The following is a 26,697-nucleotide window of genomic DNA, read 5'->3' as shown; positions in this document are numbered from 1 at the left end:
CAAATATAAAGAGGCCTTTCCGCAATCATACGGCAAGGCCTCTTTGGATGCATACACAGAACAAGGATCAATGATGACCCCGGGCAAACCCTTCTATCCAGAGAATGTTGGCAAAATAGGCAGGAAATCCAAGAAAAACACTACCCATAAGATATCGTGCACCTTCCGCTGTACCGATACCCGCATTAAAACCCAAAACAGCAAGGACCAGGGCCACCCACACAAGGGCATTCAGGACACTGGGTTTGATGGGAAGGAACTCCATAGTTTTTCTCCTTTGTTTCTGATGGGGGTTATAATTCTTATGATTTGTTATTTTGAACCAATTTTCAGGTCTTTTGTCAATGCCGGACAAAAAAAATTTACTTATCACCTGAAATGGCGGACAGCATTCTGAAAAATACGCAATCCAGGTGTAAGGTCATCAAAAAAAGCTCTCTCCTCCGCTTTCATCCGCGTCCAGTCTGGATGATGGGTAAGGTGAGTAAAGGCTTCCGGATGGGGCATCAGGCCAAACACCCGCCCTGATGCATCACAGATACCCGCAATATCATTAATTGAACCATTTGGATTCATAGGGAAAACCCCTTCGGCCGGTTTTCCGTCCGGCCGTGCATACCGAAGGACCACCTGCCCGCTGTTTTCCAGTTTTTCAATGACAGCCGAAGCGGCATAAAATTTCCCCTCACCGTGACGAACGGGAAGCGGCAGTGAGTCCATGCCTTCCGTAAAAACACAGGGACTGTGAGAATTAACGCAAAGATCCACCCACTGATCCCTGAAATTTCCGCAGTCATTGTGCAGAAGCGCCACTTCTCTCTGGGTATAATTCTCATCAAATCCAGGTAGAAGGCCTGTATTCACGAGGGTCTGGAAACCATTGCATATTCCCATGACAAGACGTCCTCCAGCAATAAAATCGCGGATGGCATCACCCAGTCCCGTCATAATGCGTACGGCCTGAACGACACCGGCCCCATGATCATCCCCCCAGCTGAACCCCCCCCCAAATACAAGAATCTGATAAGCACTGAGCTTCACGTCTCCACTGATAAGGGTATTGATGTGCACCCTGTCTGCTACAGCCCCTGCCATTTCAAAGGCATGGGCCGTTTCCATATCACAGTTCAGGCCATAACCCGTGAGTACCAGAACCTTTACTTGCCTTGTCATATCCGATCTCCGAAAGGCTTTTTGAAACTTTGTTTAAGGTCGGCAGTGGAAATACAAAGGATACTGTCTCCCCCAAGCCCTTTTATGCATAAAAGGTTGTCTTCCCTGACCTGTCCCAGACAGAAATAAGGCTGCCCCTCAAAAAGAAAACGGAAGGCTTCCTCCTTTTCCGGAGCCACCGTTACCAGCATGCGGCCGCAGGACTCCGAAAACAGCAGCAGATCATCCCTGCCATCAGGAAAGCCCGAGTCCGTCCCGGCCTTGGCAAGATCAATGTCCAAACCCAGCTCTCCCCCCATGGCAATGAAGGCAAGGTGCACTCCGAGCCCGCCGCGTGCCACCGCATGGGCACTGTTCATAAGCTCCAGCTCCATCGCCTTTTCAAAATTTCTGTACATACCAAGAAAGGCCTCTGCATCCACCTCCGGCACGTTCAGACCTGTGTAGCCCAAAAGATCGTAATATTCCGATCCACCAAGCTCATTTCGGGTAATTCCCAGTAAAAATACCCTGTCACCGGGTTTCTTTACATCCAGAGTCTGGCAGCGCCTCACATTGTCTACAATGGCTGTGGCGGAAAACTGCAGGGTCTCCAGGCCGGAAACTTTCCGGGTTTCTCCAAAGGGTCCCTGGAGATGGCCATCCACGTACATGGAATCCTTCCCGGAAAGCAGAGGAATGCCATAAGCCGCACACATGGACTGAAGGGCTTTACAGGATCGTACCAACTGAGCCGCCTTAAATTTCCCGTCAGGATTCTTGCTGGGATGGAACTGAATATCGGGCCAGCAGAAATTATCCACTCCGCCCATCTCGGACAGCCCTCCGCCCACGGCAAGAAGCCTGCGCACAGCCTCATCGATCACCGCCGTGGTCATGTGCCATGCGTCAATTTTCGAATAAAAAGGCAATAGTGTCTGGGTAAAAGCAAGACCTCTCTCCGAGCTGAGCACCGGACGGATAACAGCCGCATCCGAAGGGATATCCCTTCCCTTCCCTACAAAGGGCTTAATGACGGATCCCGCCTGAACCTCATGATCGTACTGTCTGCCAATCCATTCTTTGGAAGCCATATTGGGCCGCGCCAAAATAGTTTGTAAAAGTCCGGCATAATCGGAAGGGACACCAACCACAGGCTCACAGAGCCCCCGCAGTCCCGGCGGAACCCATTCACAGTCAAACTCCCATTGGGGAAAACCTTCTTCCAGGAAATCCATATGAATCCAGGCTACAGACCTGCCCTTCCAGGTGATCTCAAGGTATCCTGTATCCGTATAGCTTCCGATGACCGTGCTTTCCACCGCATGTTTTGCGGAAAGCGCCATGAAAGTATCCAGAGATTCCGGACGAATGGCCACAGTCATTCGCTCCTGAGACTCGGAAACCCAGATTTCCCACTGGTCAAGCCCTTCATATTTCAGAGGAACCTGATCCAGCGCAACAGTACACCCACCGGCAAAACGAGCGGACTCACCCACGGATGATGAAAGACCCCCTCCCCCGTTATCCGTCATGAAGGCAATCAGTCCTGCATCCCTCGCTTCCAGAAGAAAATCATGCATTTTTTTCTGCGTATAGGGATCTCCGATCTGTACATGGCCTGCGGGAGTGTGCGCACTGAAGGTCTCCGAAGATGCGGTCACTCCGTGAATACCGTCCTTTCCCACACGTCCGCCGCACATGATAATCAGATCTCCGGGACAGGTGGTCTTCTCATGGCCCGGTGTTCCGGCCACGGTCCGTGGCATAATTCCCAGAGCCGTAACAAAAACCAGACATTTCCCCATATAGCCCGGATGAAAGGTCACCTGGCCGAAGGGCGTGGGAACTCCGGACTTGTTGCCGCCATCCCTGACCCCTTCCACCACACCGTCAAGGATACGCTTGGGATGCAGCCTGGGCTTCAGGGGGCCTTCATAATCAAGAGGCCCCACGCAGAAACCATAACTGCCCATGATCAGCCGTGCTCCTCTACCCGTACCCAAAGGGTCCCGGTAGACACCAACAATCCCCGTAATGGCACCGCCATAAGCCTCCATATTGGAGGGAGAATTGTGGGTTTCTCCTGTGATCACATAGTTCCAGCTCTCATCAAACCGTGCCGCACCAGCGTTATCCCACAGTACGGAGACAACCCAGTCCTTTTCTTCCTGCATGGCAAGGGTAGGTTTCTGAATACAGGTCTTAAAAAGATTATCTATGGTTTCCGTTTCTCCGGTTTCCATATCCCTGTACCGGAAAAGTCCCCGGAAAGTATTATGGTTGCAATGGTCACTGCGGCCCTGAGCAATATATTCAATCTCGATGTCCGTTGGCAGGTCAAGACCCTTTTGCTTACGTATCTTCTGGACGTCCTCCCGGAGAAAATATTCCCGGATCACTGGAATATCATTGGGATTCAGGGCAAGGTTTCTTGCATGACTCACCGACTGCAGGGCCGCATCATTGTCAATGGGAATCCGGGCAACCTCAGGCTCATGGTTCAGTATCACTCTGGGTATGACAAAGCCAACTCCTTCCGTCTTATCCCAGCTTCCGGGCATAAACACCCGCCACTGCTGGATGATATCATTGGCTAAAAGTTCACCTGCCATGCGGTCCATCAGTTCCGTACTGAGTCCCCTGCCCTTCAGGCAGTAACGTTTGGATGTGTAAACGACATCCTCAGGCCCAAAGGAACGACCAAGAACATCCGATAAAGCCTCCATGGCTGTGGCCCCTGCATTATCTCGGACACCAGGTCTGAATCCAACCCAAATGCACCCGTCAAAATCCACATCCAGGGGAGTATATGAAGCCACCTGACTCACAGGATTGCAAAAAATTCTCTCCATAACCAGAGTACTCTCTGCTTCCGTCAACTCCGCATTAAAGGTAAGAATCTGTATGCAGCGAACGGAATCCAGTTCGATCCCGAACACCTCCGCTATCTTTTTCTGTACACCCAGCCCTTCTGCATCCGCCAGATCCGGCTTCAGAGCGATTTCAAGTCTTGCCTGCATGCTTTATCACTTCCTTGTTCACAAAACAGCATCCTGTCTTGGCAAATGAACCCGCAATACAAAGATACTGCAAGGTTACCAGTTACACCGCCGCCTCCCACCGGGCCACCTGTCTTCAGCCCCGGAACAGACGAAGAATATCATTATAAAAAGCAAACACCATCAGGCTTAACAGCAGAAAAATCCCCACCTGCTGGGCCACTTCCCGCCCCCGCACACTCACCGGTTTACCGCGCAGCAGTTCTATGGTGTAAAACATCAGATGCCCCCCGTCCAGAACGGGGATGGGCAAAAGATTCAAAAGGGCTAAATTGACACTGATGACCGCAATAAAGGCCAGCAGATTGGCAAGTCCCTTGCGGGCCTCACTGCCAGCCATCTGTGCAATCAGAATGGGGCCTCCCAGATTGTCTCTGGAAAGACTTCCTTTTACCATACGTGCCAGAGCAATACCTGTAACTGTAACAATTTCTCCGGTCTGGCGTGTTCCCTCCAGCATAGAGCCCAGAAAGCCCAGTTTTTCCGCCCGGGTATAGGGCTCAGGAGCAATCCCCACCACATGGCGGGTTATTTTTCCACCCAGGCCATCCTCCATAACTTCTTCGCGGGTCTGCATCTCAAGGGAAAGCCGGATCCCTTCCCTTTCCACATCCAAAATCAGACGTTCTCCGCTGGACTCCTGAATTTTCCTGGCCATGACCATCCAGGTAGGCGAATCTGCTCCGTTCACCTTGATAACACGGTCTCCGGATTTCAGGCCAGCTTCTGCAGCCGGAAATCCGGGACTAACGAATCCAATGGTGGGGGGAATAAAGGGATCCGCTCCAATCCCCATACGCATAACCATGGCTCCCAGAGCATCGGGCGTGGGCATGAGTTCCGGGAAAATCCGCACCTGCCGGATGCCATCACCTCTGTCAACCTCAAAAACCATGGCTTGATCTTCAGAAGCCCTGCGTATCAACTTCTGAATTTCTTCCCAGGAGTCAACACTCCTGTCATCCACGCGCACGACCAGATCGCCGACCCGTAAGCCCGCCGAGGCTGCTGGTGAGCCAGCCTTTACATCTCCCACAACGGGATCCATAACGGGAAGTCCATACCAGAAGACAAGCCCCCACAAAAAAAACACCGCCAGTAAAAGATTAAAAAAAGGACCCGCAGCCACAATCAGCATTCGCTTCCAAACAGGCTTATGGGTAAAAGAAAGAGGAATGTCTTCTTCCGGCAGTTCTGCATCGGGCTCATCGCCCACCATTTTCACATACCCTCCCAAGGGTATGGCTGAAATACGAAAATCCGTTCGGCCGGAAGTCCATCCTGCAAGCCTTGGACCAAATCCTATGGAAAAACGTTCCACTCCCACTCCCAGCAGTCGCGCGAGCAGATAATGGCCCAGCTCATGGATAAAGATAAGAACACTCAAAACGACAAGAAAAGAAAAAAGGCTGGTCATGCCACCTCCGGATTGCAAACCGTTGTCACCATAGTTTCATGTCTGTTGTCCAGCAACTCAAACCGGGTGCACAGGGTTCAAGACAAAACTATGGTTCAGGAGCACCCTACTCAGGACCGTTCAACAAAAGACCGTGCAAGAACCCTTGCCGCTGCATCCGCCTCTATGAGTTCAGCCATATCATCGACAAAACGGTTTTCTGTCTGTAAGAGAGTTTCCGTAATCAGCTCCGGAATTTCCGTAAAACTCACACGACTCTGCAGAAAAGCTTCCACAGCCACCTCATTGGCCGCATTGAGGACTGCAGGGAAAATGCCTCCCTCCTGCGCCGCTTCAAAAGCCAGTCTCAGGCAGGGAAAACGTTCCAGATCCGGTTTTTCCATATGCAGATTCATGCGAGAAAAATCGGGCAGCGGTAAATCAAGGGGCAGGCGCTCCGGCCATGAAAGAGCAAGAGAGATGGCACCTTTCATGTCTGGCACCCCCATCTGGGCCATTACACTGCCATCACAGAAGGCCACCATGGAGTGCACAATACTCTGAGGGTGCACCACCACATCGATTTTTTCCACGGGGACAGAAAAAAGATGCATGGCCTCAATCACTTCCAGACCTTTGTTCATAAGCGTTGCGGAATCAATGGAAATTTTTCGTCCCATACTCCAGGTAGGATGGGCCAATGCATCTTCGGGACGAATAGTAGAAAAACTTTTTTTATCAAGGGTCCGGAAAGGGCCACCGGAAGCCGTCAGCAGCAGTTTAGCCACGTCCTTTTTCCGCTGACCGGCAAGACACTGAAAGATAGCCGAGTGCTCGCTGTCCACCGGCAGAATGTCCACACCCTTTTCCCTCGCCAGTGACATCAGTAGCTTCCCACCCATTACCAGGGATTCCTTATTGGCAAGGGCCAGAGCTTTCCCTGCCTTGACAGCCGCTACCGTTGGAAGAAGGCCTGCTGCCCCCACAATAGCAGCCACCACCATGTCCACATCAGGGTGAGTTGCCGCAGCCTCATACCCCTTTTCTCCGAAAAGAACCGTGACTTTGCGGGCACAGTCCATAGCCATGAGCTGCATGGCATGGGCTTCGGTACGGACGACAACGACCTCAGGTTCCAGCCGTTTTATCTGCTCTGCAAGAAGAGATACATTGTCCCCTGCCGCAAGAACCAACGTGCGGTAGCGGTCTGGAAACCGCTGAACTATCTCCACCACATTCCGGCCAATGGAGCCGGTACACCCAAGCACACAAATATTTTTTTTCATTTCAGCACAGCCATGTTCGCATGACAAAGACCACAGGTGCAGCAAAAAGCAAAGCGTCAATGCGATCCAGCATACCCCCGTGTCCGGGCAGGAGGCGGCCTGAATCCTTGATTGCGGAAATTCTTTTCTGCATGGATTCAAAGAGATCTCCCACAGGTGCCACAAGGGAAGTAAGCAGAGCCGTAAAAAGAACCGGTAAAAGGGCAAAAGAGGGCAGAAACAACAATTTAAACAGTACTGCCAGGACCAGTGTCAGAACCACACCACCCACAAAACCCTCCCGGGTCTTTGCCGGACTGATGGCAGGAGCCAGCTTGTTTCTGCCCCAAAAACGGCCGGCATAGTAGGCTCCCGTATCCCCGGAAGCCACGAGAAACAGCGTGAAAAAGACCCAGGCTACCCCATGGTCCGATACCCGCAGAGCACCCAGGCAGGCCAGGGGAAATCCTATCCACAAAAGTCCCTGGAGCTCCAGCGGAAGGGCCGTAAGCAAATCGGGCCGTCTCCGGAAGCAGGCCATACAAAGACCTGTCAGGATAAGAAAGGCCACAATAAGGCCAGCCAGCACACCTGTCATTCCCCAGAAAGCCAGCAGTACCAGAAGTGCCATGGCAAGTCTTGCAATCCAGCGCAGATCCGAATCACTGCTTCCACTGGCCCTTGCGTCCACGATACGATGGTACTCCGACTGGGCTATGAAAGCCACACCAAGCAGAAGAAGGAAAAAAAAGAAAGGCCCTCCGGCCGCAATCAGCCAGACCAGAACAGGAAGGGCCAGTATGGCCGTTAGCCACCGTGTTCCATGCATGTGCGGTCTCCGTTTCAACCGGGCCTGCCGGTTTGATGAAAAAAAAGGATCTCCCTCATCGGAAGATCCCACAGGCTGCCATGGGCAGAATTCCCATGGAATCAAGTATCGTTTACCCTGCCAAAGCGCCGGTCCCGTTCCTGAAACATTTTCAGTATTTCGAGATATTCCTCTTTTGTAAAATCGGGCCAGAGGGTGGGTGAAAAAACAAACTCCGTATAGGCCAGCTGCCAGAGCATGAAGTTAGACAGGCGAAGCTCACCACTGGTGCGGATCAGCAGATCCGGATCAGGCAAATCTGCCGTGTACAGATGGCGGGCAATATCATCACTGGAAAGGGAGGCCGGATCCAGAAGCCCTTGGGTAACCTTGATGGCTACGGCCCGCATGGCTTCCGTCAATTCATCCCTGGACCCGTAACTGAGGCAGAGAGTCAGTACCATGCCGTTGTTGCCTGCAGTTTCCACCATCATGGCTTCGAGGTCAGAACGAACAGTCGCAGGAAGCCTGTCCAGCTCACCAATGGCATTAAGCCGTATGTTATTACCAAGCATTTCCTCCCGCTCGGAAGCCAGAAACCGACGGAGGAGAGACATTAGAGTGGCAACCTCCGTTTTAGGCCTCTCCCAGTTTTCCGTGGAAAAGGCATAAAGGCTGAGATAGGGAATGCCAAGCTTACGGGTTGTTCGTACAACACTCCGCACTGTCTCAGAACCTCTTTCATGGCCCTTAACCCGATTCATCAGGCGTTTTTTTGCCCAACGGCCGTTGCCGTCCATAATAATTGCCACATGGACGGGCAGAAGTTCGGTCTGAAAGCCTGTGGGGAGATCAGAACTCAAGGATTTCTTTCTCCTTGGCTTTCTGTATGTCTTCCATCTGGCGGATGTGCTCATCCGTCATTTTCTGAATATACTCCTGCCCCTTAAACATATCATCTTCAGAGATATCCCCATCTTTTTTCAATGCCTTCAGGGTTTCGTTACTGTCTCTGCGCAGATTACGGATACCCACCTTGTAGTCCTCGCAGGACTTTCCAATCTGCTTAACTATATCCTTGCGTCTTTCCTCCGTCAGGGGAGGAATGGAAATCCGTATCACTTTGCCATCATTCGATGGAGTAAGACCGACATTGGCTTTCAATATCCCTTTTTCTATTTCCTTCATGGCCGTTGCATCCCAGGGCTGAATCACAAGGAGGCGGCTTTCTGGTGTGGAAATGGAAGCCATCTGGCTCAAGGGTGTCAACGTTCCATAATAATCCACGCGAACAGCATCCAGCATATTGGCAGAGGCTCTCCCCGTACGGACTTTCTGCAACTCGCCCTTCAGAGTATCAACTGCCTTTCCCATTTTTTCTTTGGTTTCCTGAAAAACGGTATCCAGCATCTTCACTATCCTCTTTACTTTGGGATCAGTTGTCTGATGGTGTACGGGCAGTACCACACTACTCTACCCGCAGGAATTTTCAGAGACCACCTTACTAGGATGGGGACGGGGTATTCCCAGCACACCCCTCCGATTCCGGTCAGCGGATCAGCGTACCGATCTCTTCATCACCGCATACAACCTTCACCGCATTCCCCTTACCCAGAAGGTCAAAGACACTTAACGGCAGGCCATTGTCCATGGCAAGCGAAATAGCTGTCATATCCATAACTTGAAGCTGACGCTCCAGCACTTCCATATAGCTCAGATTCCGTATGAAAACAGCCTCCCGATTCTTTGCAGGATCGGAATCATATACGCCATTGACCTTTGTGGCCTTCAGAAGAATTTCCGCATGGATTTCCTGGGCACGCAAAACGGCTGCCGTATCGGTTGTAAAATAAGGGCTTCCCGTTCCTGCTGCAAAAATCACGATACGACCCTTTTCCAGGTGCCGGACAGCCCGGCGCAGAATAAAAGGTTCACAAACCTCATGCATGGAGATGGCCGACTGAACACGGGTCTGCATTCCCTTACCTTCCAGAGTACCCTGAAGGGCAAGGGAATTGATCACCGTTGCCAGCATACCCATATGATCTGCGGCAGCCCGGTCCATGCCGTAGGAGCTTGCGGCGATGCCACGGAAAATATTCCCCCCGCCGACCACTACCGCAACCTCCACGCCCAGATCATGTATCGAGCGGATTTCTTCCGCCACATACTGCAGAATATCCGGCCGTATGCCGAAGCCCTGGTCTCCCATGAGAGCTTCTCCACTCAACTTCAACAATATCCGCTTATATCTGGGCTCCAAAGTATCAGGCTCCAATCTGGAAACGGCTGAACCGTTTAATCACAATATTCTCACCAATTTTACCCACAGTCTCATTAACAACATCCTGCACAGTCAACTTGGGCTCTTTGATATAGGGCTGTGAAAGCAGACAGGATTCTTTGAAAAACTTGCTGATTTTTCCCTCAACAATTTTATCAACCATATTTTCCGGCTTGCCTTCCTCAAGGAGCTGGCCCCGGTAAACATCTTTCTCCCGTGCAATGACGTCCGCTGGAATATCTTCCGAAGACAGCCCCATGGGAGCCGCCGCTGCAATATGCATGGCAATATTCCGACAAAACTCAATAAAATCATCATTTTTAGCCACAAAATCGGTCTCACAACCCACTTCCACAAGCACACCGATTTTACCGCCCATATGAATATAAGCCTCCACTCGACCTTCTGAGGCTTCTCTGCCCGACTTTTTCTTGGCTGTAGCCAGGCCTTTCTTACGAAGGAAATCGACGGCTTTTTCAAGATCACCGTCCGTTTCTTTCAAGGCTGCCTTGCAATCCATAATACCGGCCCCGGTTTTTGCCCGAAGCTCCTTTACCATCTCTGCGCTGATTTCCGCCATGGGAGAGACTTTTCCTTTCCTCTATGTACTGCAGCCCCCTGCATACCCACCGGCCATGCAGGAGCTGCATTATTCTCACAAATACTCCACAGGAATTTTCCAGTTTATTCGCTGGCTTGCCCATCCACGGGAGCGGTACTTTTTTTGATGACCTCAACCACAGGACCATCACTGCCATCGGCAATCACCTTGCGTTCACCTGGTTTCATGTCGGCAGAGACAGACACTTCGCCCTCTTCTTTATCCGTAACGGCATGCATCTTTTCCTCATAGCGACCGCGACCCTCGATGTAGGCATCAGCGATGCGGGAGGCAATCAGCCGAATGGCACGAATGGCATCGTCATTACCGGGGATGGGATAATCGATATCATCTGGATCGCAGTTGGTATCCACCACAGCAACGGTGGGAATCCCCAGACGCTTGGCTTCCTTGACGGCTATGGTTTCATTTTTAGGATCCACAATAAACATGCAGCCCGGAAGACGGGTCATGTTCTGGATGCCGCCAAGGGTCGCTTCCAGCTTTTCCTGATCCTTAATCATGGAAAGCCTTTCCTTTTTCGGAAAGAGCTCTATGGAGCCATCATTCTGTATATCTTTCAGGTACTTCAGGCGTTCAATACTCTGCTTTACGGTCTGGAAGTTGGTCAGCATCCCTCCAAGCCATCGATTCTGCACATAGTAGGTCTCAGCCCGGTTGGCTTCTTCATAGATCGCTTCGCGTGCCTGCTTTTTTGTGCCGACAAACAGAATAGAATCTCCTGCTGCCGCCACATCAGCCACGAAATCATAGGCTTTGCGGAACATTCTCACGGTCTTCTGGAGATCCAGAATATAAATTCCGTTTCGCGCTCCAAAAATATAGGGTTTCATTTTAGGGTTCCATCGTTTGGTCTGATGCCCGAAATGCACCCCCGCTTCCAACAGCTCCTTCATTGTAACATACGCCATGTACCAGTTCTCCTGCGGGAAAAACCCGCCTCATTTGGTTGATCTTCCGCCTTCTTCCTTTCCGGATCCAACCGCATGCGGCACCGGGATCCAGATCCAAAAGCGTGTAAGAGTACATCAAAAAAACCCTTTACAAAAAGAGTCCTGTAAACCTCATATAAATATCAGACTTCATCCCGTCCGGGCAAGCATTTTCCTCAGGACCACCACCCTGTCATGCCCGCCCAGATCTTTCACACAGGGAAAAACTTCATAATCCCCGCTATCCACAAACAGCGTGGTCACCGCCCTGCACTGATCATAGCCAATTTCCAGAACCAAAATACCTGATGGTTTGAGAACAGATCCGACCTCTGCTGCAAGCCGTCTGTATGCCAAAAGGCCATCCGCTCCGCCATCCAGTGCAAGGGGCGGCTCATAATCCCTTACCTCAGGAGATAAAGCCTCCATATGAGCCGTTGGAATATAGGGGGGATTGGACACCACCAGATCAAAAACAGGCTCTTGCCGGAACGAAGCGCACCAGTCCGAAACAACAGGCAGAACACGTCCTTCCAAACCAACCCTTCGAATATTACGCATGGCAAGACCGCATGCAGCAAGGGAAAGATCGGCTGCCACTACCTGACACAGAGGTCTTTCCGTCGCGAGAGCCAGAGCAATGCAACCGGTACCTGTACCCAGATCCAGCACCTTCGCCCTATGGTTTTCAGGCAGGTACTTCAGCGCTTCCGTTACAAGGGTTTCCGTATCCGGTCTCGGCACCAGAGCCTCTGGACCGGAGGCAAGATCCAGCGTCCAGAAGCTGCGCTCACCGACAATATGGGCCACGGGCTCGCGTCCCGTACGACGGCGGACAAGATCCCGGAAAACGGCTCGCTCTTCCTGATTCAAAGGCTCATCAAATCGCATGTACAAATCGATACGGGAGGCCTTCAGACAATGGGCAAGCAGCATTTCTGAGGTCAGGCGGGGACTGTCAATGCCGTGGGTTGCCAAATATTCCGTAGTCCATCGCAGAATCCGGCCAATGGTCCACACATCTGTTTTTCCCGGTTCATGCCCCGCCATGCTGCAGGGCCTCCGCCTGATAATGGGTTCTCAGAGCGTCCACCAGCTGCGCCATATCACCCTGAAGTATGGATTCCAAACGATAAAGGGTCAGACCGATACGATGATCTGTCACACGCCCCTGAGGATAATTATAGGTTCGGATCCGGCCGGAACGGTCTCCGGTCCCCACCTGTTCCTTCCGGTCTGCCGATCGCTTTGCCGCCTGTTCCTGAGCCATGGCATCATACATTCTCGCCCTCAGGACCTGCATGGCCTTGAGCCGGTTTTTATGCTGAGACTTTTCATCCTGGCACTGCACCACAATCCCTGTGGGGATATGGGTAATACGGACCGCAGAATCCGTTGTATTGACGTGCTGCCCACCCGCCCCCTGGGACCGGTAAGTATCAATTCTCAGGTCCTTTTCATCCACATGCACATCCACCTCTTCCGCCTCAGGCAGAACAGCAACAGTGACAGCGGATGTATGAATCCGGCCTTGGGTTTCCGTTGCCGGAACCCTCTGAACCCTGTGGATTCCGGATTCATACTTCATAACGGAGTAAACCCCGCGGCCCTGAACCATAGCCACAACCTCCTTGAAACCGCCAACGTCCGGCTCATTGGAGTCAAGTATTTCTATTTTCCAACCGGCACTTTCCGCATAACGGGCATACATGCGGAACAGATCTCCCGCAAAAAGAGCGGCTTCGTCCCCGCCCGTTCCGGCACGGATTTCCAGAATAATGTTTTTACCGTCATTGGGATCTTTGGGAATAAGCAGCATACGCAGGGTGTCCGCAAGGGATTTTTCCAGAGACTCCAGACGGCGCGACTCCTCCTCTGCCATCTCCCGAATTTCCGGGTCCCGATCCCGGAGGAGAGACTCGTTTTCATGCCGTTCCTGAACAACTTCCCGATAGTGCCGGAATCCCTCCACAAGATCAGAAATTTCCGCATGTTCCCGCAGATACTTCTGATACCGTTCGCGGTCCGCCAGAACCGCCGGATCGCTCATCAGGCGCTCCAACTCCACAAAACGGTCTTCCACTCCCGCAAGCTTTTCAAACATCCCCGCACCCTGTCTTTTCTTCCATTTTTCCCCAAAAGAAAACCGGCCCATGCCGGTAGTCCTTCCCAAGAAAAAAACCCCGCAAAACATCGCGGGGTTTTTTATACTGACAAGCTATTTGCCCATCTGCTGCTGATAGTTACCATACTTTTTACGGAAACGGTCGATACGGCCTTCCGTATCCACAAGCTTTTGCTTGCCCGTAAAGAACGGATGGCAGGCAGAACAGATTTCCACTCGGATCTCTTTTTTGGTAGAACCGGTCTCAAAAACATTACCGCAGGCACAGGTAATGGTTGTCATCTCGTATGCGGGGTGAATACCTTCTTTCATCGTCAACTCCTGATGATCCCAAGGGATACAATTATGCGTTCATTGAATTCATGAAGTCCTGATTATTCTTCGTTCCGGTCATCTTATCGAGCAAAAATTCCATGCTGTCAATGGAATTCAGGGAACTTAAAAGCTTGCGCAATATCCACACCCTGTTAATCACGTCCTGAGACAGAAGGAGATCTTCCTTGCGCGTACCCGATTTTTTAATGTCAATGGCCGGATAGGTTCTGCGATCCGCAAGCTTACGGTCCAGCACCAGCTCCATGTTACCCGTTCCTTTAAACTCTTCGAAAATCACTTCGTCCATCCGGCTGCCCGTTTCCACCAGTGCCGTAGCAATAATGGTAAGGCTTCCGCCTTCTTCCACGTTGCGGGCTGCACCGAAAAACCGTTTGGGACGGTGCAGGGCATTGGAGTCCACACCACCGGAAAGAATTTTTCCGGAAGGAGGCATAACGGAGTTATACGCCCTTGCCAGACGGGTTATGGAATCCAGCAGAATCACAACATTCTTCTTGTGCTCCACAAGACGTTTTGCCTTTTCAATTACCATTTCCGCAACCTGCACATGACGCTCCGCAGGCTCATCAAAGGTGGAACTGATGACTTCGGCATTGACATTCCTGGCCATATCCGTCACCTCCTCCGGCCTCTCATCAATGAGGAGCACGATGGGAACCACGTCATCATGATGGGCGATGATGGAGTTGGCAATATTCTGCATCAGAACCGTCTTGCCGGCCCGTGGTGGAGAAACGATCAGGCCTCGCTGTCCAAACCCGATAGGTGTAAGGATGTCCATGATACGCATGGAATAATTATCCCTGGCACCCTCCAGCATCATTTTCTTATCGGGATATAAAGGAGTAAGGTTATCAAAAAGAATTTTTTCCCTGGCAACCTCAGGATCTTCGTAATTGATAGCCTCCACCTTCAGCAGGGCAAAATAACGTTCCGACTCTTTCGGCTGCCGGATCTGACCGGAAACCGTATCTCCCGTTCGAAGATTAAACCGCCGGATCTGAGAAGGCGAAACATAGATATCATCAGGTCCCGGCAGATAATTACAATCCGTAGAACGAAGAAAGCCGAAGCCATCGGGCAGAATTTCCAGAGTTCCTTCCCCGTATATCAGCCCGTTTTTTTCGATCTGAGCCTGAAGCAGAGCAAAAATAAGCTCCTGCTTCCGCATTCCCGCCCCGCCATCAATATTAAATTTCTTGGCAAGCCGGGTCAGATCTTTAATCTTCATTTCCTTAAGTTCGGTGATGTTCATGAACCCTTACACCTTAAGATGAATGTATGGATGTCCCTTCCGGAAGGCATGCTACCCAGACTGCCGGGGGGAATTCGGGGCCGCAGGCGCAGAAAAAAAACCATTCCGGCCGGAATAATACCCGTTATTTCTGTTTAAGGAAAAACGCGTCGAAAATCGATTCAGTTTGTTCCGAAAAGAATCAGGAGCGTAGCGATGATCCGTGGGTAAAAAATGTTCAAGGCAGGAAATGCATCAGAAAGCCATATCCCCTATCGCTCTGATCAGAAAGCAATAGTTTTTAATGAATATCCCAATGACTTTTTCCGGTCAAGGAAATTTCATCCCTTCAACGGAAAGTTCTCCCTTTTCCACCCAGTCTCGGACACTACGGGCAACTGCTTCCGGCGAACCGGAGTTATCCAGAACCAGATCCGCCCTTCTGGCCTTTTCCTCAAGGGGCATCTGTATCCGGATCAGAGCCTTTGCAGAGTCCCGCCCCACACCGTCCCTTGCCATCAGCCTTACCAGCTGCACCTCCGGTGGCACAAAAACCACAAGAACCTTATCAAAATAAGATTCTCTCTTCGTTTCAAAAAGAAGGGGGAATTCAACCACCACCGTTTCCGCCCCACCGGCTGCCAACCGTTCCACCTCTTGATCAAGCATCCGATATACCGACGGATGGACAGCCGCCTCCAGCCGTGCTTTTGCACCCGGTTCCCGGGTCATACGCTCCCTCAGCCATCCGCGGTTCAGAACGCCACCCTCTCCCACTGCAGCGGGGCCAAAATCTGCCACTATGGCATGATAGGCAGGCATTCCAGGCTTTACAGCCTCCCGTGACAGGACATCCAGATCCACAACCGGAAAACCAAACTCTTTCAGAAGGCGACAGACCGAAGATTTACCCGAACCGGGTCCACCGGTAACGGCTATTTTCACTACCCTTTTATCCATCCCCTTCCCTCTGACGGACACCCATCCGAATGAAGTACCGAAAACCGAAGCGGTTCTCCATTTTTCTGAAAATCTTAACACGTTTCACTCCCCATATCCGGTTCTTCGATCATCGCGCAAGTTTTTTTTTAAAAAATATGTTTATTTTCCAGAAAGGAGACAGCTCGTAACTTGACAATCGACCGGTGTTCTAATAGGTAGTGCTGACTGAAAATCTGGCTTTTTCTCCAGCCTAAAGGATATGAAACCTTTCTGGAATGCATTCATACCCCGAGCTGTATTATCAGCATAGTGTCTTCTTACCATTTTTTTATTTTGAAAGGAGCTTTTCCAATGAACATTCTCTTTTTTGGACCCAATGGCAGCGGCAAAGGCACCCAGGGTGCCATTCTCAAAGAAAAATACACCGTTCCCCACATTGAGTCCGGGGCCATTTTCCGTGAAAACATCAAGGGTGGCACCGAGCTAGGCAAAAAAGCCAAAAGCTTCATAGACGCAGGAGACCTGGTCCCCGACGATATCACCATACCCATGATTCTTGACCGTCTTCAGCAGCCAGACTGCAAGGACGGATGGCTGCTGGATGGTTTCCCCAGAACACCTGTCCAGTCTAAAAAACTGGATGAATCCCTGAAAGCAGCGGGTATCAAGCTCAACTATGTTGTGGAAATTGAGCTTGATCGTGAAATTGCCAAGGGTCGCCTTACGGGTCGTCGCCTCTGTGAAAACGACCCCAACCACCCCAACAATGTCAACATACCCGCCATCTCGCCCAAAGACGGCAAATGCCGGGTATGCGGAGGAGCCCTCTCCACACGTACCGATGATATTGATGAGTCTGCCATCGACAAGCGTCATGACATTTACTACGATCCCAAGGAGGGTACCCTTGCCTCCGCCTACTACTTCAGAGACCTGGCAGCCCAAGGCGAAACAAAGTACATTGTGCTGGATGGTTCCAAAAGCGTTCCCGAAGTAACGGATGCCCTTGTAGCCCAGCTCTAATGATTGCCGGTGCAGGAGGAAACCGCTCCCCTGCACCACAATCCTGGAATCCGGCCCCGGCGGTCAGCCATAAAGGCACAGCAAGCTAACAGCTTTCCACTATTTTCTTTACACCCCACCAAAAACCCGATATACATTTTCGGTTTTTTACATATTCAGCTTTTGGCGTTTCCGATGTCGTCTTTCAGACAACTGAATTTTTAATAATTTTTAAAAGGTATTCAATACCCGAACTCTGAGATTTATTTCCTTATTCTGAGTTGCGGAAAGAAAGGGGCGATGTACCGTGAAGGAAATCGAAGTGCGTGTTGTGGATAACGACCTCGAAAAGGCCATGCGGATTCTGAAGAAAAAAATTCAGAACGACGGCCTTTTCAAACGGCTCAAACTCAAAAAGAGTTATGAGAAACCCAGCGAATACAAACGCCGCAAACAGCGGGAAGCACAACGCCGTCAGCGGATCGCTGCGGCACGCAAGTTTAAGCGGTAGTTTTCGGCCCGGATAATTCATTGCTTTAAAACTGTTTTTTAAAGCAATTGATCATGCGAGTGCTTCTGACCCGGCAGATTCCCTAAGAGGGTTCTGTCCGGGTTTTTCTATTTTCCCTTAACCGGAAAGCTCCCATGACAGATATGACACCTCATTTTTCCCATCTTTTCCAGCGCCAGCGGCTGGGTATCCGTCCCGGCCTGGAAGGCATTACCAGACTGCTTGCCCATTTAGGGGATCCACAGCAGTACTTCCCCGTCATCCATGTAGCAGGGACCAACGGAAAAGGATCCGTGGCTTCCCTCATAGCCGCCATACTTCAGGCTGCGGGCCTTCGGACGGGCCTGTACACATCACCCCATCTTGTACATTTTTCTGAACGTTTTCAAATTAACGGAGCCACTCCAGACAACCAAAGCCTAAACGATCTGGTTACAAGGATTGAGGCTGCAGACAGAGAGCAGAACGCAACCTTTTTCGAATTCACCACAGCCATGGCTTTTCTCCATTTTGCCCGCAGTCGTGTGGATATGGCTGTTATGGAAACGGGCATGGGAGGCCGATGGGATGCCACCACAGCCTGCCACCCTGCCCTCTGCGTTATCACCGGCATTGGCATGGATCACAAAGAATTTCTGGGCGATACCCTGGCCGCCATTGCTTCCGAAAAAGCCGGCATTATCAAACCCGGCATTCCCGTAATAGCCGGATCCCTTGCACCGGAAGCACTGGATGTCATCACCCGGCAAGCAGAAAACTGCAAAGCACCCCTGTTCGTCATGGGACAGAATTTCTGCACGGAAAAAACCAGGGACTCCCGGTACATATACACGGGAAAAACCATCTTCAAAGACCTGCACCCCGGCCTTGAGGGTGAACATCAGGCAGACAACATGGCCATAGCCATTGCGGCAGTAGAGACCATTACTTCCCTTATGACAACGCCGGTCCTCCTTGATGAGACCATCCTCCACAAAGCCCTGACGGCCAGAAAGTGGCCCGCAAGGCTGCAGACACTGGCCACTTCTCCCCTCATTCTTCTTGACGGTGCCCACAACCCTCAAGCCGCTGAAGCTCTGGCCGCCTATCTCAGGCAAAAGACCTCTGAGCCGAGAACACTGGTTTTCGGGGTCCTCGAAGATAAAGATGCCGTCTCCATTCTGCATCATCTCACCCCCCTTTTTTCCAAATTTATCCTGACCCGCCCCCAAAATTCAAGGAGCCTTCATCCGTCTGCCCTTGCCGACATTTTCCAGGGAAAACACAGTGAAACCTTACTGGATGCGCCAGAGGCACTGGCCCGGGCCATTTCCATAACCCCAGCAAACGGAACCATCTGTATAGCGGGTTCTCTTTATCTGGCAGGTGAAATTCTCCGGGGCATGAATGAGGGCATCCTCCCTTTCTGATACAAGGAATGAATGCTCCGCACTTGCCGGACAAATCGGGAAAGGGTATAGACATAAAGGCTCTTTTCGCATTCCCGGCGGACAGCATCCCCGGGAGACAAACGCCCGGTGCAAGAGCACAGAATCCGCATCGGCCTTTTATGCAAAAGGAATATTTCATTCCCCTGCATCTCCCCAACAGGTGATCTTATGATAGGCATATCCAAACTTTACTGTGGCACAGTCGAACCTTCGGATGCTTTGCGCTACGGGCGCCTCTCCGGCTCTCTTCCCTCCCATCTTCTGCAATTTTCCGAAGACAAAAAACCCGTTGTGGTCTGGAACATGACCCGGCGCTGCAACCTGAAATGCGTACACTGTTATGCCCATGCCAAGGACCAGGTCTTTGCCAACGAACTGAGCACAGATGAGGGCAAAGCACTCATCAGGGATCTTGCTGCTTTTGGTTCTCCGGTGATGCTCTTTTCCGGTGGCGAGCCCCTGATGCGCAAAGATCTCCCCGAACTGGCTGACTATGCCGTTTCCCAGGGCATGCGGGCTGTCATCTCCACCAACGGCACCCTGATTACCCGGGAAAAAGCAAGGCGCTTAAAAGAAGTCGGTCTTTCCTATGTGGGTATCAGCCTGGATGGAATGGAAACGGTCAATGACCACTTCAGGGGAGTTAAAGGTGCTTTTCAGGCAGCCCTGGACGGCATACGGAACTGTCAGGAGGCCGGCATCAAAGTAGGACTCCGCTTTACCATGAACAAGCAAAACGTTGCCGAGATACCAGGCATTTTTGATCTCATGGAAGAAATGGATATACCCAGGGTCTGCTTTTATCATCTGGTCTATGCAGGCCGTGGCTCAAAACTGGTGGAAGATGATCTTTCCCACGAAGAGACCCGCAAGGCACTGGATCTTATTCTGGACCGTACACGGGATCTGCACGAAAGAGGCAAACCCAAGGAAGTACTGACCGTAGACAACCATGCGGACGGCCCTTACATTTACCTGCGTCTTTTACAGGAAGACCCGTCAAGGGCTGAAGAGGTCATGGAACTTTTAAAAATGAATGAAGGCAACTCTTCCGGTCGTGGCATCGGCTGCGTTTCCTGGGACGGAGAGGTCCATGCCGACCAGTTCTGGCGGCACCACAGCTTCGGGAATATCAGAAAAATACCCTTTTCCCAGATCTGGTCTCAACCCGAAGACCCCCTTCTGGCACAGCTCAAACACAAAAAAGATTTTGTAACAGGACGCTGTGCTACCTGCAGATGGCTGAATATCTGCGGCGGTAATTTCCGGGTACGTGCCGAAGCCCTCACAGACGATGTCTGGGCTCCCGATCCGGCCTGCTATCTAACGGATGAGGAAATCAGCCAGAGTATCTAGGCCATTTCCTGAAATATAAAGGCCTTTTCTTCCCCCCACCCTATGGGAAAGGACCGGGTTGAGGGATCAATTTTCGGGCGCACTCCATTCAAAAAGTGTCCTCAGGCTGAAAGACCTGCCAATCATCACAGCTAACTATTCCGTCTGTTTTATTCTGGGAACTCACGCTTTTATTTCAGCAACCTGATTCCAGAATAAGACAACCGGTCTGTTTGTGGGTGAGGTTGCTATGATTTCGGATTCCGGCACGTACGCTGCATCCGGGTCAGCTGCGGCAGCAACCAGGCTTTCAGCTTGCATGGCGGAGAATTTCAGCTGCTTCCGCACAGGGCAGAAGCTCTAAGAATAAAATCCGTGTCACGATCAACTGGCCTGGTTGCCTATGTACCGCATTGAAGGCGTTTGATTTACCAAGGGAACATTATGTTGAACAGTTACAAGTACACCTGATAACTTCAGAGCAAAAATCCGGCCGTTCTCCATGGAGGCGGCCCTTTTCTTCCTTCAGGACAAAAATTTTCCGAACCCGTCAACAAGGAGATTCCCATGCTTTTCCCCGACTCCCGGCCCAGACGCCTTCGTCAGAGTGCCATCATCCGCAGCATGGTACGTGAAACAAGCTTAGGAGTGGACAATCTGGTGCTGCCCCTCTTTGCCGTACCCGGCAAAGGCGTGAGCAAGCCCATCGCCTCCCTTCCGGGGCAGTCCCAGCTGTCCTGTGATAATATCAGAAAAAAAGCAAAGGAAGCCCGGGATCTTGGCGTTCCAGCGGTTATTCTTTTCGGAGTTCCCGATAAAAAAGATCCGTTAGCCACCCAGGCTTATAAGAAAGACGGGATCGTACAGCAGGCCATCAAAGCCGTTCGGGATGCCGTACCGGATATGCTGGTGATTACAGATGTCTGTCTCTGTCAGTTCACGGATCACGGTCACTGCGGAATTGTTGAAAAGGGCCGGATAGACAACGACGCCACCCTGGATCTGCTGGCGCGTACCGCCGTCAGCCATGCCAATGCCGGAGCCCAGATGGTGGCCCCATCGGACATGATGGACGGTCGTGTTGCTGAAATCCGTGAAGGACTTGATCAGGAAGGGTATACGGATACAGCCATCATGAGCTATGCCGTGAAATATGCTTCTGCCTTTTACGGTCCTTTCCGGGAAGCCGCTGGCAATGCACCGGAATTCGGCGACCGCAGAACCTACCAGATGGATCCGGCCAACAGCCGAGAAGCCATGCGGGAAGCCTCCATGGATGTGGAAGAAGGTGCCGACATCATCATGGTGAAACCAGCCCTCGCTTATCTGGATATCATCACCCGTCTGCGGGACGAACTGGATCTTCCCGTAGCCGCCTACAATGTATCCGGTGAATATGCCATGATCAGGGCGGCAGCGGAAAAAGGCTGGATTGACGGCGATGCTGTCATGATGGAAACCCTTTTATCCATGCGCAGGGCCGGTGCCGATATCATCATCACCTATTTTGCCATGGAAGCGGCGCGTAAACTGAGATCCTGTTGAGGTAAGGCACACAATCCACTTGACCATGTGCCACCTTACTTATTACACCCCTTGTCCTGTGCTGAATCGGCAAAATTTGTCGGCACAGGCAGGTTACACGATTGCCGTAGAGCCTGAATCCGCAGCCTTTTGTGCCCACTTCAGGCACTTGCCGAATCTTTGCACACAGGCCTGATCCAAAGCAGCGGCCATATCGCTCACAAAATACCTATGTGCCCTGTCTAATCCTATATATTGTTCTTGTTAAGACAGGGGTAACAAAGCCTCGCACTGATTATAAAGGAAGGAAGCTCATGCAACCCAAGTACAGCCACCCCGGTTCCACTTCCGGTAAACGGGATACCCTGCGCCTTGTCGCATGGGAGACCACCCGAAGCTGTAACCTGAACTGCATCCACTGCCGTGCAGCAGCCAGAAACGAACCCTATCCAGGAGAACTCAGCACTGATGAAGCCTTCAGACTGATGGAAGAGATCCGGAAGCTGGGAGAAGTTATTGTCATTCTTACCGGTGGAGAACCTTTGCTGCGAAAAGATATCTTCGACATAGCCAGACATGGCACGAATCTGGGGCTGCGCATGACCATGGCCCCCAACGGAACCCTGGTAACACCGGACAATGCCCGGCGCATGGCCGAATGCGGTATCCGTCGCATCTCCATCAGTCTGGACGGTGCCACCCGTGAGGTACACGATACCTTCCGCGCCATGCCCGGTGCCTTTGACGGTGCCATGCAGGGAGCCGCCAACGCAAAAGCGCAAGGCATTGAATTCCAGATCAACACCACCATTACCAAACAGAATCTGGGGGAGATTCCTAAGATTTTAGACCTTGCTGTTTCACTTGGGGCCGCAGCCCACCATATCTTTCTTCTGGTGCCAACGGGTCGTGGCAAGGAAATTGAAGAAACAGCCATTGATGCCGTTCAGTACGAAGAAACATTAAACTGGTTCTACGATCAGCGTGACAAAGTCCCCCTGCAGCTCAAAGCTACCTGTGCGCCACACTATTACCGGATTCTCCGGCAGAGAGCAAAAGCGGAAGGGAAACACATATCCCCTGCCACCCATGGTCTCGATGCCATGACCAGAGGATGTCTCGGTGGAATCGGCTTTTGCTTTGTTTCCCATGTGGGTGAAGTGCAGCCCTGCGGCTTTCTCGAAACACCCTGCGGCAATGTGAAAAAAACTTCTTTTGTGAATATATGGCAACAATCTCCCACCCTTTTACGCCTAAGGGACTATGACCAGCTCACGGGGAAATGCGGTCCCTGTGAGTACAGGGCCGTATGCGGGGGGTGCCGGGCCAGAGCCTATGAGGCAACGGGTGACTTTATGGCCGAAGAACCCTTGTGTCTTTATCAGCCTGATACCCGAGGATAAGCACAGGGCAGGGGAATCCCTGCCCTGATAGCTGCCTCATCGTTTTACTTAAAAAATCAAATTGTTTTCACAACCATGACAGCCGTATTTTCCAAGGCCCGTACCAGTTTCACGCTGACATCTCCCAGAACGAATTCCTCGGCCTTGCTCATCTTCTTCCTGCCAATAACCACCAAGGAATGGGGTTCCTTGGTAAAATAGGCAATAATACCATCGCCCACCGTAGCAAAAGGGCCGGATATGATATCGGCATACAGATTATCCGGATCCATCCCCCCTGCCACCAGGGTATCTCTTGCCCACTGTAAAGCCTTATCACCCCTTTCGGGAAGGGCGGCAACAAAACGGTAGCCCATCAACTCTTCACTTCCCGATGGCGTCCTGCTTACGTACAGAAGGGTAATTTTAGTGCTGTCCGGTGAGAGAGCCAGTCCTGCGATATAAGTCACAACGGCTCTGGAGCTGGCCGAATCCGCTACAGGAATCAAAATGGAGTTGATCACGCTTCACCTCCTACAGGGAACGAAGAAATCCTTCAAGATCCTCGATAATTTCATCTATAAACTCATAGTAAATGGTAGTCCCCCTCGAAAAATGCAGGAGAATATCGTTCAGCATGCGCGGCAGGTAGGGATAGAGCTTACGAAGATTGACAAAACGGCTGGCATCCAGAAGAGACATATCTTCTTCTGTGATCTGATCAAAAAAATCACCGTAAATATCCGGTTCATGACGAATAAGATAAAGATCATGAAAACCCTTACCCACGGCATAAAGCAGAAGATTACCCAGCCCGAAGAGATCCAGACTAAAGGGATTTTCCGGTGCGTCATAGTCATAATCAAAATCAATCCAGACATAGTTGCCCGTCTTTTTTTCAATCATGAGATGGTCATTCCGTATATCCCCGTGGCGAAATCCATTCATATGAAGAAAGCGGATGGAACGGCAGGCTTCCAGAAGCTTTGCCAGCATTCCCGGAAGAATTTTCTCATAATACGCCCTGTGGGGCATGGAATAATAATCACCCATCGCCACGTAAAAATTGGCACCCCGTACCACATCCAGCACACGGATGTTATTCCCTCTGCTGTCCCGGAACACTTCTCCCTGCATAAAATCAGGTCTGCCGCGCACCAGATCCAGAATGTCGCCTTCCTTATCCGGATCCCTGAAGCAACGGATAGGGACACCGGAAATGGTGGTTTGAAAGGTCTCAAGAAAAGAAAGCTTAACGATTTTGCGGGCTCCGGTGGCGTCCTCGACCACCCGTTTCACCCAGTATTTCGGATCTTCCACGCCAAAACGACGTTCCATTTCATTGCCCGTAACCCGAAACCTGCGGCCGCCTATTTCAATAATATCACCGGATGTAATTTCAAAGAAACCTGTGGTATCCGTAACAATCCGGCCAGCTTTCATACGCCAAGGCCCTGCATCATACGCAGAGGAAGACTGGCCGCAGCGGTTTTCACCATTTCAAAAAAATTTCTAAGCCCCGTATGCTCAATTCGAAGCCCCAGATGGGCAGCCAGCACACAGAAAACATCCAGATCATCCTCATGGAGAATCCAGTGATCGCTATGGTACATTTTCAGTAGCCCCAGCACATGATCGTGGTACTTAATGGGTACAGAAAGCATAGACAAAATGCCTTCCGCCATGGCTGCCTCAGGAAACAATACCCGGCCATCGTTTCGTAAATCCTGATAAAAAACAACCTCTCCGGACAGTGCTTCACGATTTTTGTTATCATCAACAATAATAGGACCTTTGCGGAGATATTCCTCACTCAGCCCACAGCTTGTCACGCGAAAAAGCTGGTTTTCCCTATCGTCGTACAGAAAGATACTGCAGGCTTTGATATGGAAGGAGCTGCATATTCCCTCCACAAGATGCTGATTCAGTACGGTCAGATCCTCGTAGGTGGAAATGGCATGACTGATGGCCTTGAACTCCCGAAGGTGAATCCGGGACGTAGGTTTCTGCTCCATGGAATGGCCTCACTTTGCTGAAGTTGGGGAAAGATCACCGAAGCTGCTAATGGAAAAAGCAGATGAAGGAAAGGGTGGTAAGAATATAATTATTGTTTTAAACTATAAACCATGATTCGTTTTTTCGTCAAACCTTAAATACTGAAACTACGGGCACAAACGTCCATCCTTACACTATCCAGAAAGAAACACCATCAGCCGGCCTGACGATGGGTCACCCCTTGTCACAGGCTGGAACGTCTCTCACCAAGGAGGAAAAATGGGCAGGCATCGTTTTGATCAATCCAGTCCACAGCTGGCAGATTCGGTCTTTACCGCACCTTCCGCCACTGTCATCGGAGATGTGCACATGGGCCACCACAGCTCGTTGTGGTTCGGTGCCGTGGCAAGGGGGGATACGGCTCCCATCCGCATCGGCCAAAACACCAATATTCAGGATCTTTGCGTTCTTCATGCAGACCCGGGCTTTCCTCTCACCCTTGGTGACGGAATCACCGCAGGCCACAAGGCCATTCTTCACGGCTGCACCGTAGAAGACCACTGCCTTATCGGCATGGGAGCTATTGTCATGAACGGTGCCGTAATCGGAAGGGGCAGTATTGTCGCCGCCGGAGCCGTGGTGCTGGAAAACACCCTCGTACCCCCCTTCAGTCTGGTGGCCGGCATGCCCGCAAAGATTGTAAAAACCTTTGGAGAAGATATCCTTGAAATAATCCGGGAATCTGCAAAACACTACTGCGAAAAGGCTACAGCCTACCGTAATCCGGCAATATTTGCCTGAAGGTCATGGTTTAGCCTGCCGACCCCGGATATCTGTCATAGCCGGGGTCAGGGCTGTGACGCAGGCACAATCTCCAGAAAACGCTCCGGTGTAAGGTATCCCTGATAATTCACAAGAACATCTTCCTGAGGAGAAAGGAAGATACTGGCAGGAATGGTCTGAATCTGAAACTGCCGGATAAGAGACTTTCTCTCTGAAATGTTGACTTTAGTACGGATAAAGTTCTCGCGGAGAATCACTCTTACCTCGGGGCTCTGCAAGGTCACCTCGTCCATTTTGTGGCACCACGGACAGGAAGGACTGTAGAGATAAAGAAAAATGTTCTTTTCTTCAACAGCCGCTTTCTCCATGGCCTTATCAAAGGGTATCCACTCTGAACCCTGCGCACTCACAGTACTACCCAACAGAAAACCACATAAACAAAACACCCCTGCAAACAAGCGAAACATACGGTCCCCTCCCATCAAATTAAAAAGGCCAGACAGCCATCCAACGAAAAGACTGATTCATACCGCATCTTTTTCCGCACTACCGGGGGAAAACACACAGGGCTTCCGGC

At 51.2% G+C, this 26,697-nt stretch carries 27 protein-coding genes; 7 read left to right on the top strand and 20 right to left on the bottom strand.

Annotated features, from left to right (window positions below; genetic code table 11):
- Positions 1–67: 67 nt before the first annotated feature.
- The 16 genes from OOT00_RS01465 to coaE all read right to left on the bottom strand — a co-directional run bounded on the left by OOT00_RS01465 (position 68) and on the right by coaE (position 16,176).
- The gene (locus OOT00_RS01465; RefSeq protein WP_265423513.1) at positions 68–265 is read right to left on the bottom strand and encodes a hypothetical protein; all 198 of its coding nucleotides are present in this window, start codon (positions 263–265) and stop codon (positions 68–70) included.
- Positions 266–369: 104 nt separating this feature from the next.
- Positions 370–1,173, bottom strand: coding sequence for a phosphoribosylformylglycinamidine synthase I (gene purQ / locus OOT00_RS01460; protein WP_265423512.1), 804 nt, complete (start codon positions 1,171–1,173; stop codon positions 370–372).
- Positions 1,170–4,175, bottom strand: coding sequence for an AIR synthase-related protein (locus OOT00_RS01455; protein WP_265423511.1), 3,006 nt, complete (start codon positions 4,173–4,175; stop codon positions 1,170–1,172). Before OOT00_RS01455 ends, purQ begins: the two co-directional genes overlap by 4 nt.
- Before the next feature lie 115 nt (positions 4,176–4,290).
- Complete coding sequence (rseP, locus tag OOT00_RS01450) at positions 4,291–5,631, bottom strand: RIP metalloprotease RseP (protein ID WP_265423510.1); 1,341 nt, start codon at positions 5,629–5,631, stop codon at positions 4,291–4,293.
- A gap of 110 nt (positions 5,632–5,741) precedes the next feature.
- The gene (locus tag OOT00_RS01445; RefSeq protein ID WP_265423509.1) at positions 5,742–6,896 is read right to left on the bottom strand and encodes a 1-deoxy-D-xylulose-5-phosphate reductoisomerase; all 1,155 of its coding nucleotides are present in this window, start codon (positions 6,894–6,896) and stop codon (positions 5,742–5,744) included.
- Position 6,897: 1 nt separating this feature from the next.
- A complete protein-coding gene (locus tag OOT00_RS01440; RefSeq protein WP_265423508.1) occupies positions 6,898–7,704 on the bottom strand; it encodes a phosphatidate cytidylyltransferase in 807 nt (268 codons plus the stop codon).
- A gap of 101 nt (positions 7,705–7,805) precedes the next feature.
- Positions 7,806–8,546 carry an undecaprenyl pyrophosphate synthase gene (uppS, locus tag OOT00_RS01435; RefSeq protein WP_265423507.1) on the bottom strand — a complete coding sequence of 247 codons (741 nt, stop codon included), beginning with the start codon at positions 8,544–8,546 and terminating at the stop codon, positions 7,806–7,808.
- Positions 8,536–9,093 (bottom strand): ribosome recycling factor, encoded by a 558-nt coding sequence (gene frr, locus OOT00_RS01430; protein ID WP_265423506.1) that lies wholly within the window; start codon positions 9,091–9,093, stop codon positions 8,536–8,538. The genes uppS and frr overlap by 11 nt, the downstream gene beginning before the upstream one ends.
- 139 nt (positions 9,094–9,232) lie before the next feature.
- A complete protein-coding gene (gene pyrH, locus OOT00_RS01425; protein ID WP_265423505.1) occupies positions 9,233–9,946 on the bottom strand; it encodes a UMP kinase in 714 nt (237 codons plus the stop codon).
- A gap of 4 nt (positions 9,947–9,950) precedes the next feature.
- A complete protein-coding gene (gene tsf / locus OOT00_RS01420) occupies positions 9,951–10,547 on the bottom strand; it encodes a translation elongation factor Ts (protein WP_265423504.1) in 597 nt (198 codons plus the stop codon).
- Between the two features lie 104 nt (positions 10,548–10,651).
- On the bottom strand, positions 10,652–11,500 hold the full coding sequence (gene rpsB, locus OOT00_RS01415) for a 30S ribosomal protein S2 (RefSeq protein WP_265423503.1): 849 nt from the start codon (positions 11,498–11,500) through the stop codon (positions 10,652–10,654).
- Between the two features lie 171 nt (positions 11,501–11,671).
- Positions 11,672–12,571, bottom strand: coding sequence for a peptide chain release factor N(5)-glutamine methyltransferase (prmC, locus tag OOT00_RS01410; RefSeq protein WP_265423502.1), 900 nt, complete (start codon positions 12,569–12,571; stop codon positions 11,672–11,674).
- Complete coding sequence (prfA, locus tag OOT00_RS01405; protein WP_265423501.1) at positions 12,558–13,625, bottom strand: peptide chain release factor 1; 1,068 nt, start codon at positions 13,623–13,625, stop codon at positions 12,558–12,560. Before prfA ends, prmC begins: the two co-directional genes overlap by 14 nt.
- Before the next feature lie 114 nt (positions 13,626–13,739).
- The gene (gene rpmE / locus OOT00_RS01400; RefSeq protein ID WP_265423500.1) at positions 13,740–13,958 is read right to left on the bottom strand and encodes a 50S ribosomal protein L31; all 219 of its coding nucleotides are present in this window, start codon (positions 13,956–13,958) and stop codon (positions 13,740–13,742) included.
- A gap of 31 nt (positions 13,959–13,989) precedes the next feature.
- Positions 13,990–15,237 carry a transcription termination factor Rho gene (rho, locus tag OOT00_RS01395; protein WP_265423499.1) on the bottom strand — a complete coding sequence of 416 codons (1,248 nt, stop codon included), beginning with the start codon at positions 15,235–15,237 and terminating at the stop codon, positions 13,990–13,992.
- Between the two features lie 309 nt (positions 15,238–15,546).
- Positions 15,547–16,176 carry a dephospho-CoA kinase gene (coaE, locus tag OOT00_RS01390; protein WP_265423498.1) on the bottom strand — a complete coding sequence of 210 codons (630 nt, stop codon included), beginning with the start codon at positions 16,174–16,176 and terminating at the stop codon, positions 15,547–15,549.
- 333 nt (positions 16,177–16,509) lie between these two features.
- Between coaE and OOT00_RS01385 the strand changes: the two genes are divergently transcribed.
- The 6 genes from OOT00_RS01385 to ahbD all read left to right on the top strand — a co-directional run bounded on the left by OOT00_RS01385 (position 16,510) and on the right by ahbD (position 23,363).
- The gene (locus OOT00_RS01385; RefSeq protein WP_265423497.1) at positions 16,510–17,181 is read left to right on the top strand and encodes an adenylate kinase; all 672 of its coding nucleotides are present in this window, start codon (positions 16,510–16,512) and stop codon (positions 17,179–17,181) included.
- Positions 17,182–17,467: 286 nt separating this feature from the next.
- A complete protein-coding gene (rpsU, locus tag OOT00_RS01380) occupies positions 17,468–17,671 on the top strand; it encodes a 30S ribosomal protein S21 (protein WP_265423496.1) in 204 nt (67 codons plus the stop codon).
- Positions 17,672–17,805: 134 nt separating this feature from the next.
- Positions 17,806–19,080: a bifunctional folylpolyglutamate synthase/dihydrofolate synthase gene (locus tag OOT00_RS01375; protein WP_265423495.1), complete on the top strand. Its 1,275-nt coding sequence runs from the start codon at positions 17,806–17,808 to the stop codon at positions 19,078–19,080.
- A gap of 189 nt (positions 19,081–19,269) precedes the next feature.
- Complete coding sequence (gene ahbC, locus OOT00_RS01370) at positions 19,270–20,457, top strand: 12,18-didecarboxysiroheme deacetylase (RefSeq protein ID WP_265423494.1); 1,188 nt, start codon at positions 19,270–19,272, stop codon at positions 20,455–20,457.
- Between the two features lie 546 nt (positions 20,458–21,003).
- Entirely contained in the window at positions 21,004–21,981 is a 978-nt protein-coding gene (gene hemB / locus OOT00_RS01365) for a porphobilinogen synthase (RefSeq protein WP_265423493.1), read from the top strand.
- 293 nt (positions 21,982–22,274) lie between these two features.
- Positions 22,275–23,363, top strand: a complete 1,089-nt coding sequence (ahbD, locus tag OOT00_RS01360) for a heme b synthase (RefSeq protein ID WP_265423492.1) — start codon at positions 22,275–22,277, stop codon at positions 23,361–23,363.
- Positions 23,364–23,419: 56 nt separating this feature from the next.
- Here the strand turns inward: ahbD and OOT00_RS01355 are convergent, their stop codons facing one another.
- Genes OOT00_RS01355 through OOT00_RS01345 form a run of 3 tightly spaced genes read right to left on the bottom strand, consistent with a single transcriptional unit; the run spans position 23,420 to position 25,357 of the window.
- Positions 23,420–23,866, bottom strand: a complete 447-nt coding sequence (locus tag OOT00_RS01355) for a universal stress protein (protein WP_265423491.1) — start codon at positions 23,864–23,866, stop codon at positions 23,420–23,422.
- 10 nt (positions 23,867–23,876) lie between these two features.
- A complete protein-coding gene (locus OOT00_RS01350) occupies positions 23,877–24,785 on the bottom strand; it encodes a protein kinase (protein WP_265423490.1) in 909 nt (302 codons plus the stop codon).
- Positions 24,782–25,357, bottom strand: coding sequence for a GAF domain-containing protein (locus tag OOT00_RS01345; protein WP_265423489.1), 576 nt, complete (start codon positions 25,355–25,357; stop codon positions 24,782–24,784). The genes OOT00_RS01350 and OOT00_RS01345 overlap by 4 nt, the downstream gene beginning before the upstream one ends.
- 259 nt (positions 25,358–25,616) lie before the next feature.
- Here OOT00_RS01345 and OOT00_RS01340 point away from each other — a divergent pair, with 259 nt between their 5' ends.
- Positions 25,617–26,138 (top strand): gamma carbonic anhydrase family protein, encoded by a 522-nt coding sequence (locus OOT00_RS01340; protein WP_265423488.1) that lies wholly within the window; start codon positions 25,617–25,619, stop codon positions 26,136–26,138.
- 47 nt (positions 26,139–26,185) lie between these two features.
- Here the strand turns inward: OOT00_RS01340 and OOT00_RS01335 are convergent, their stop codons facing one another.
- Positions 26,186–26,587, bottom strand: coding sequence for a thioredoxin family protein (locus OOT00_RS01335; RefSeq protein WP_265423487.1), 402 nt, complete (start codon positions 26,585–26,587; stop codon positions 26,186–26,188).
- Positions 26,588–26,697 lie beyond the last annotated feature (110 nt).

The organism is Desulfobotulus pelophilus, from assembly GCF_026155325.1.
In the GTDB taxonomy this organism is placed as follows: Bacteria; Desulfobacterota; Desulfobacteria; order Desulfobacterales; family ASO4-4; genus Desulfobotulus; species Desulfobotulus pelophilus.
This window is presented reverse-complemented; position numbering and strand designations above follow the sequence as displayed.

Coding starts and splice junctions, on each gene's coding strand:
- OOT00_RS01465 (WP_265423513.1), bottom strand. CDS start 265: ATGGAGTTCCTTCCCATCAAACCCAGTGTCCTGAATGCCCTTGTGTGG.
- purQ (WP_265423512.1), bottom strand. CDS start 1,173: ATGACAAGGCAAGTAAAGGTTCTGGTACTCACGGGTTATGGCCTGAAC.
- OOT00_RS01455 (WP_265423511.1), bottom strand. CDS start 4,175: ATGCAGGCAAGACTTGAAATCGCTCTGAAGCCGGATCTGGCGGATGCA.
- rseP (WP_265423510.1), bottom strand. CDS start 5,631: ATGACCAGCCTTTTTTCTTTTCTTGTCGTTTTGAGTGTTCTTATCTTT.
- OOT00_RS01445 (WP_265423509.1), bottom strand. CDS start 6,896: ATGAAAAAAAATATTTGTGTGCTTGGGTGTACCGGCTCCATTGGCCGG.
- OOT00_RS01440 (WP_265423508.1), bottom strand. CDS start 7,704: ATGCATGGAACACGGTGGCTAACGGCCATACTGGCCCTTCCTGTTCTG.
- frr (WP_265423506.1), bottom strand. CDS start 9,093: ATGCTGGATACCGTTTTTCAGGAAACCAAAGAAAAAATGGGAAAGGCA.
- tsf (WP_265423504.1), bottom strand. CDS start 10,547: ATGGCGGAAATCAGCGCAGAGATGGTAAAGGAGCTTCGGGCAAAAACC.
- rpsB (WP_265423503.1), bottom strand. CDS start 11,500: ATGGCGTATGTTACAATGAAGGAGCTGTTGGAAGCGGGGGTGCATTTC.
- prmC (WP_265423502.1), bottom strand. CDS start 12,571: ATGGCGGGGCATGAACCGGGAAAAACAGATGTGTGGACCATTGGCCGG.
- prfA (WP_265423501.1), bottom strand. CDS start 13,625: ATGTTTGAAAAGCTTGCGGGAGTGGAAGACCGTTTTGTGGAGTTGGAG.
- rpmE (WP_265423500.1), bottom strand. CDS start 13,958: ATGAAAGAAGGTATTCACCCCGCATACGAGATGACAACCATTACCTGT.
- rho (WP_265423499.1), bottom strand. CDS start 15,237: ATGAACATCACCGAACTTAAGGAAATGAAGATTAAAGATCTGACCCGG.
- coaE (WP_265423498.1), bottom strand. CDS start 16,176: ATGGATAAAAGGGTAGTGAAAATAGCCGTTACCGGTGGACCCGGTTCG.
- OOT00_RS01385 (WP_265423497.1), top strand. CDS start 16,510: ATGAACATTCTCTTTTTTGGACCCAATGGCAGCGGCAAAGGCACCCAG.
- OOT00_RS01375 (WP_265423495.1), top strand. CDS start 17,806: ATGACAGATATGACACCTCATTTTTCCCATCTTTTCCAGCGCCAGCGG.
- ahbC (WP_265423494.1), top strand. CDS start 19,270: ATGATAGGCATATCCAAACTTTACTGTGGCACAGTCGAACCTTCGGAT.
- hemB (WP_265423493.1), top strand. CDS start 21,004: ATGCTTTTCCCCGACTCCCGGCCCAGACGCCTTCGTCAGAGTGCCATC.
- ahbD (WP_265423492.1), top strand. CDS start 22,275: ATGCAACCCAAGTACAGCCACCCCGGTTCCACTTCCGGTAAACGGGAT.
- OOT00_RS01350 (WP_265423490.1), bottom strand. CDS start 24,785: ATGAAAGCTGGCCGGATTGTTACGGATACCACAGGTTTCTTTGAAATT.
- OOT00_RS01345 (WP_265423489.1), bottom strand. CDS start 25,357: ATGGAGCAGAAACCTACGTCCCGGATTCACCTTCGGGAGTTCAAGGCC.
- OOT00_RS01340 (WP_265423488.1), top strand. CDS start 25,617: ATGGGCAGGCATCGTTTTGATCAATCCAGTCCACAGCTGGCAGATTCG.
- OOT00_RS01335 (WP_265423487.1), bottom strand. CDS start 26,587: ATGTTTCGCTTGTTTGCAGGGGTGTTTTGTTTATGTGGTTTTCTGTTG.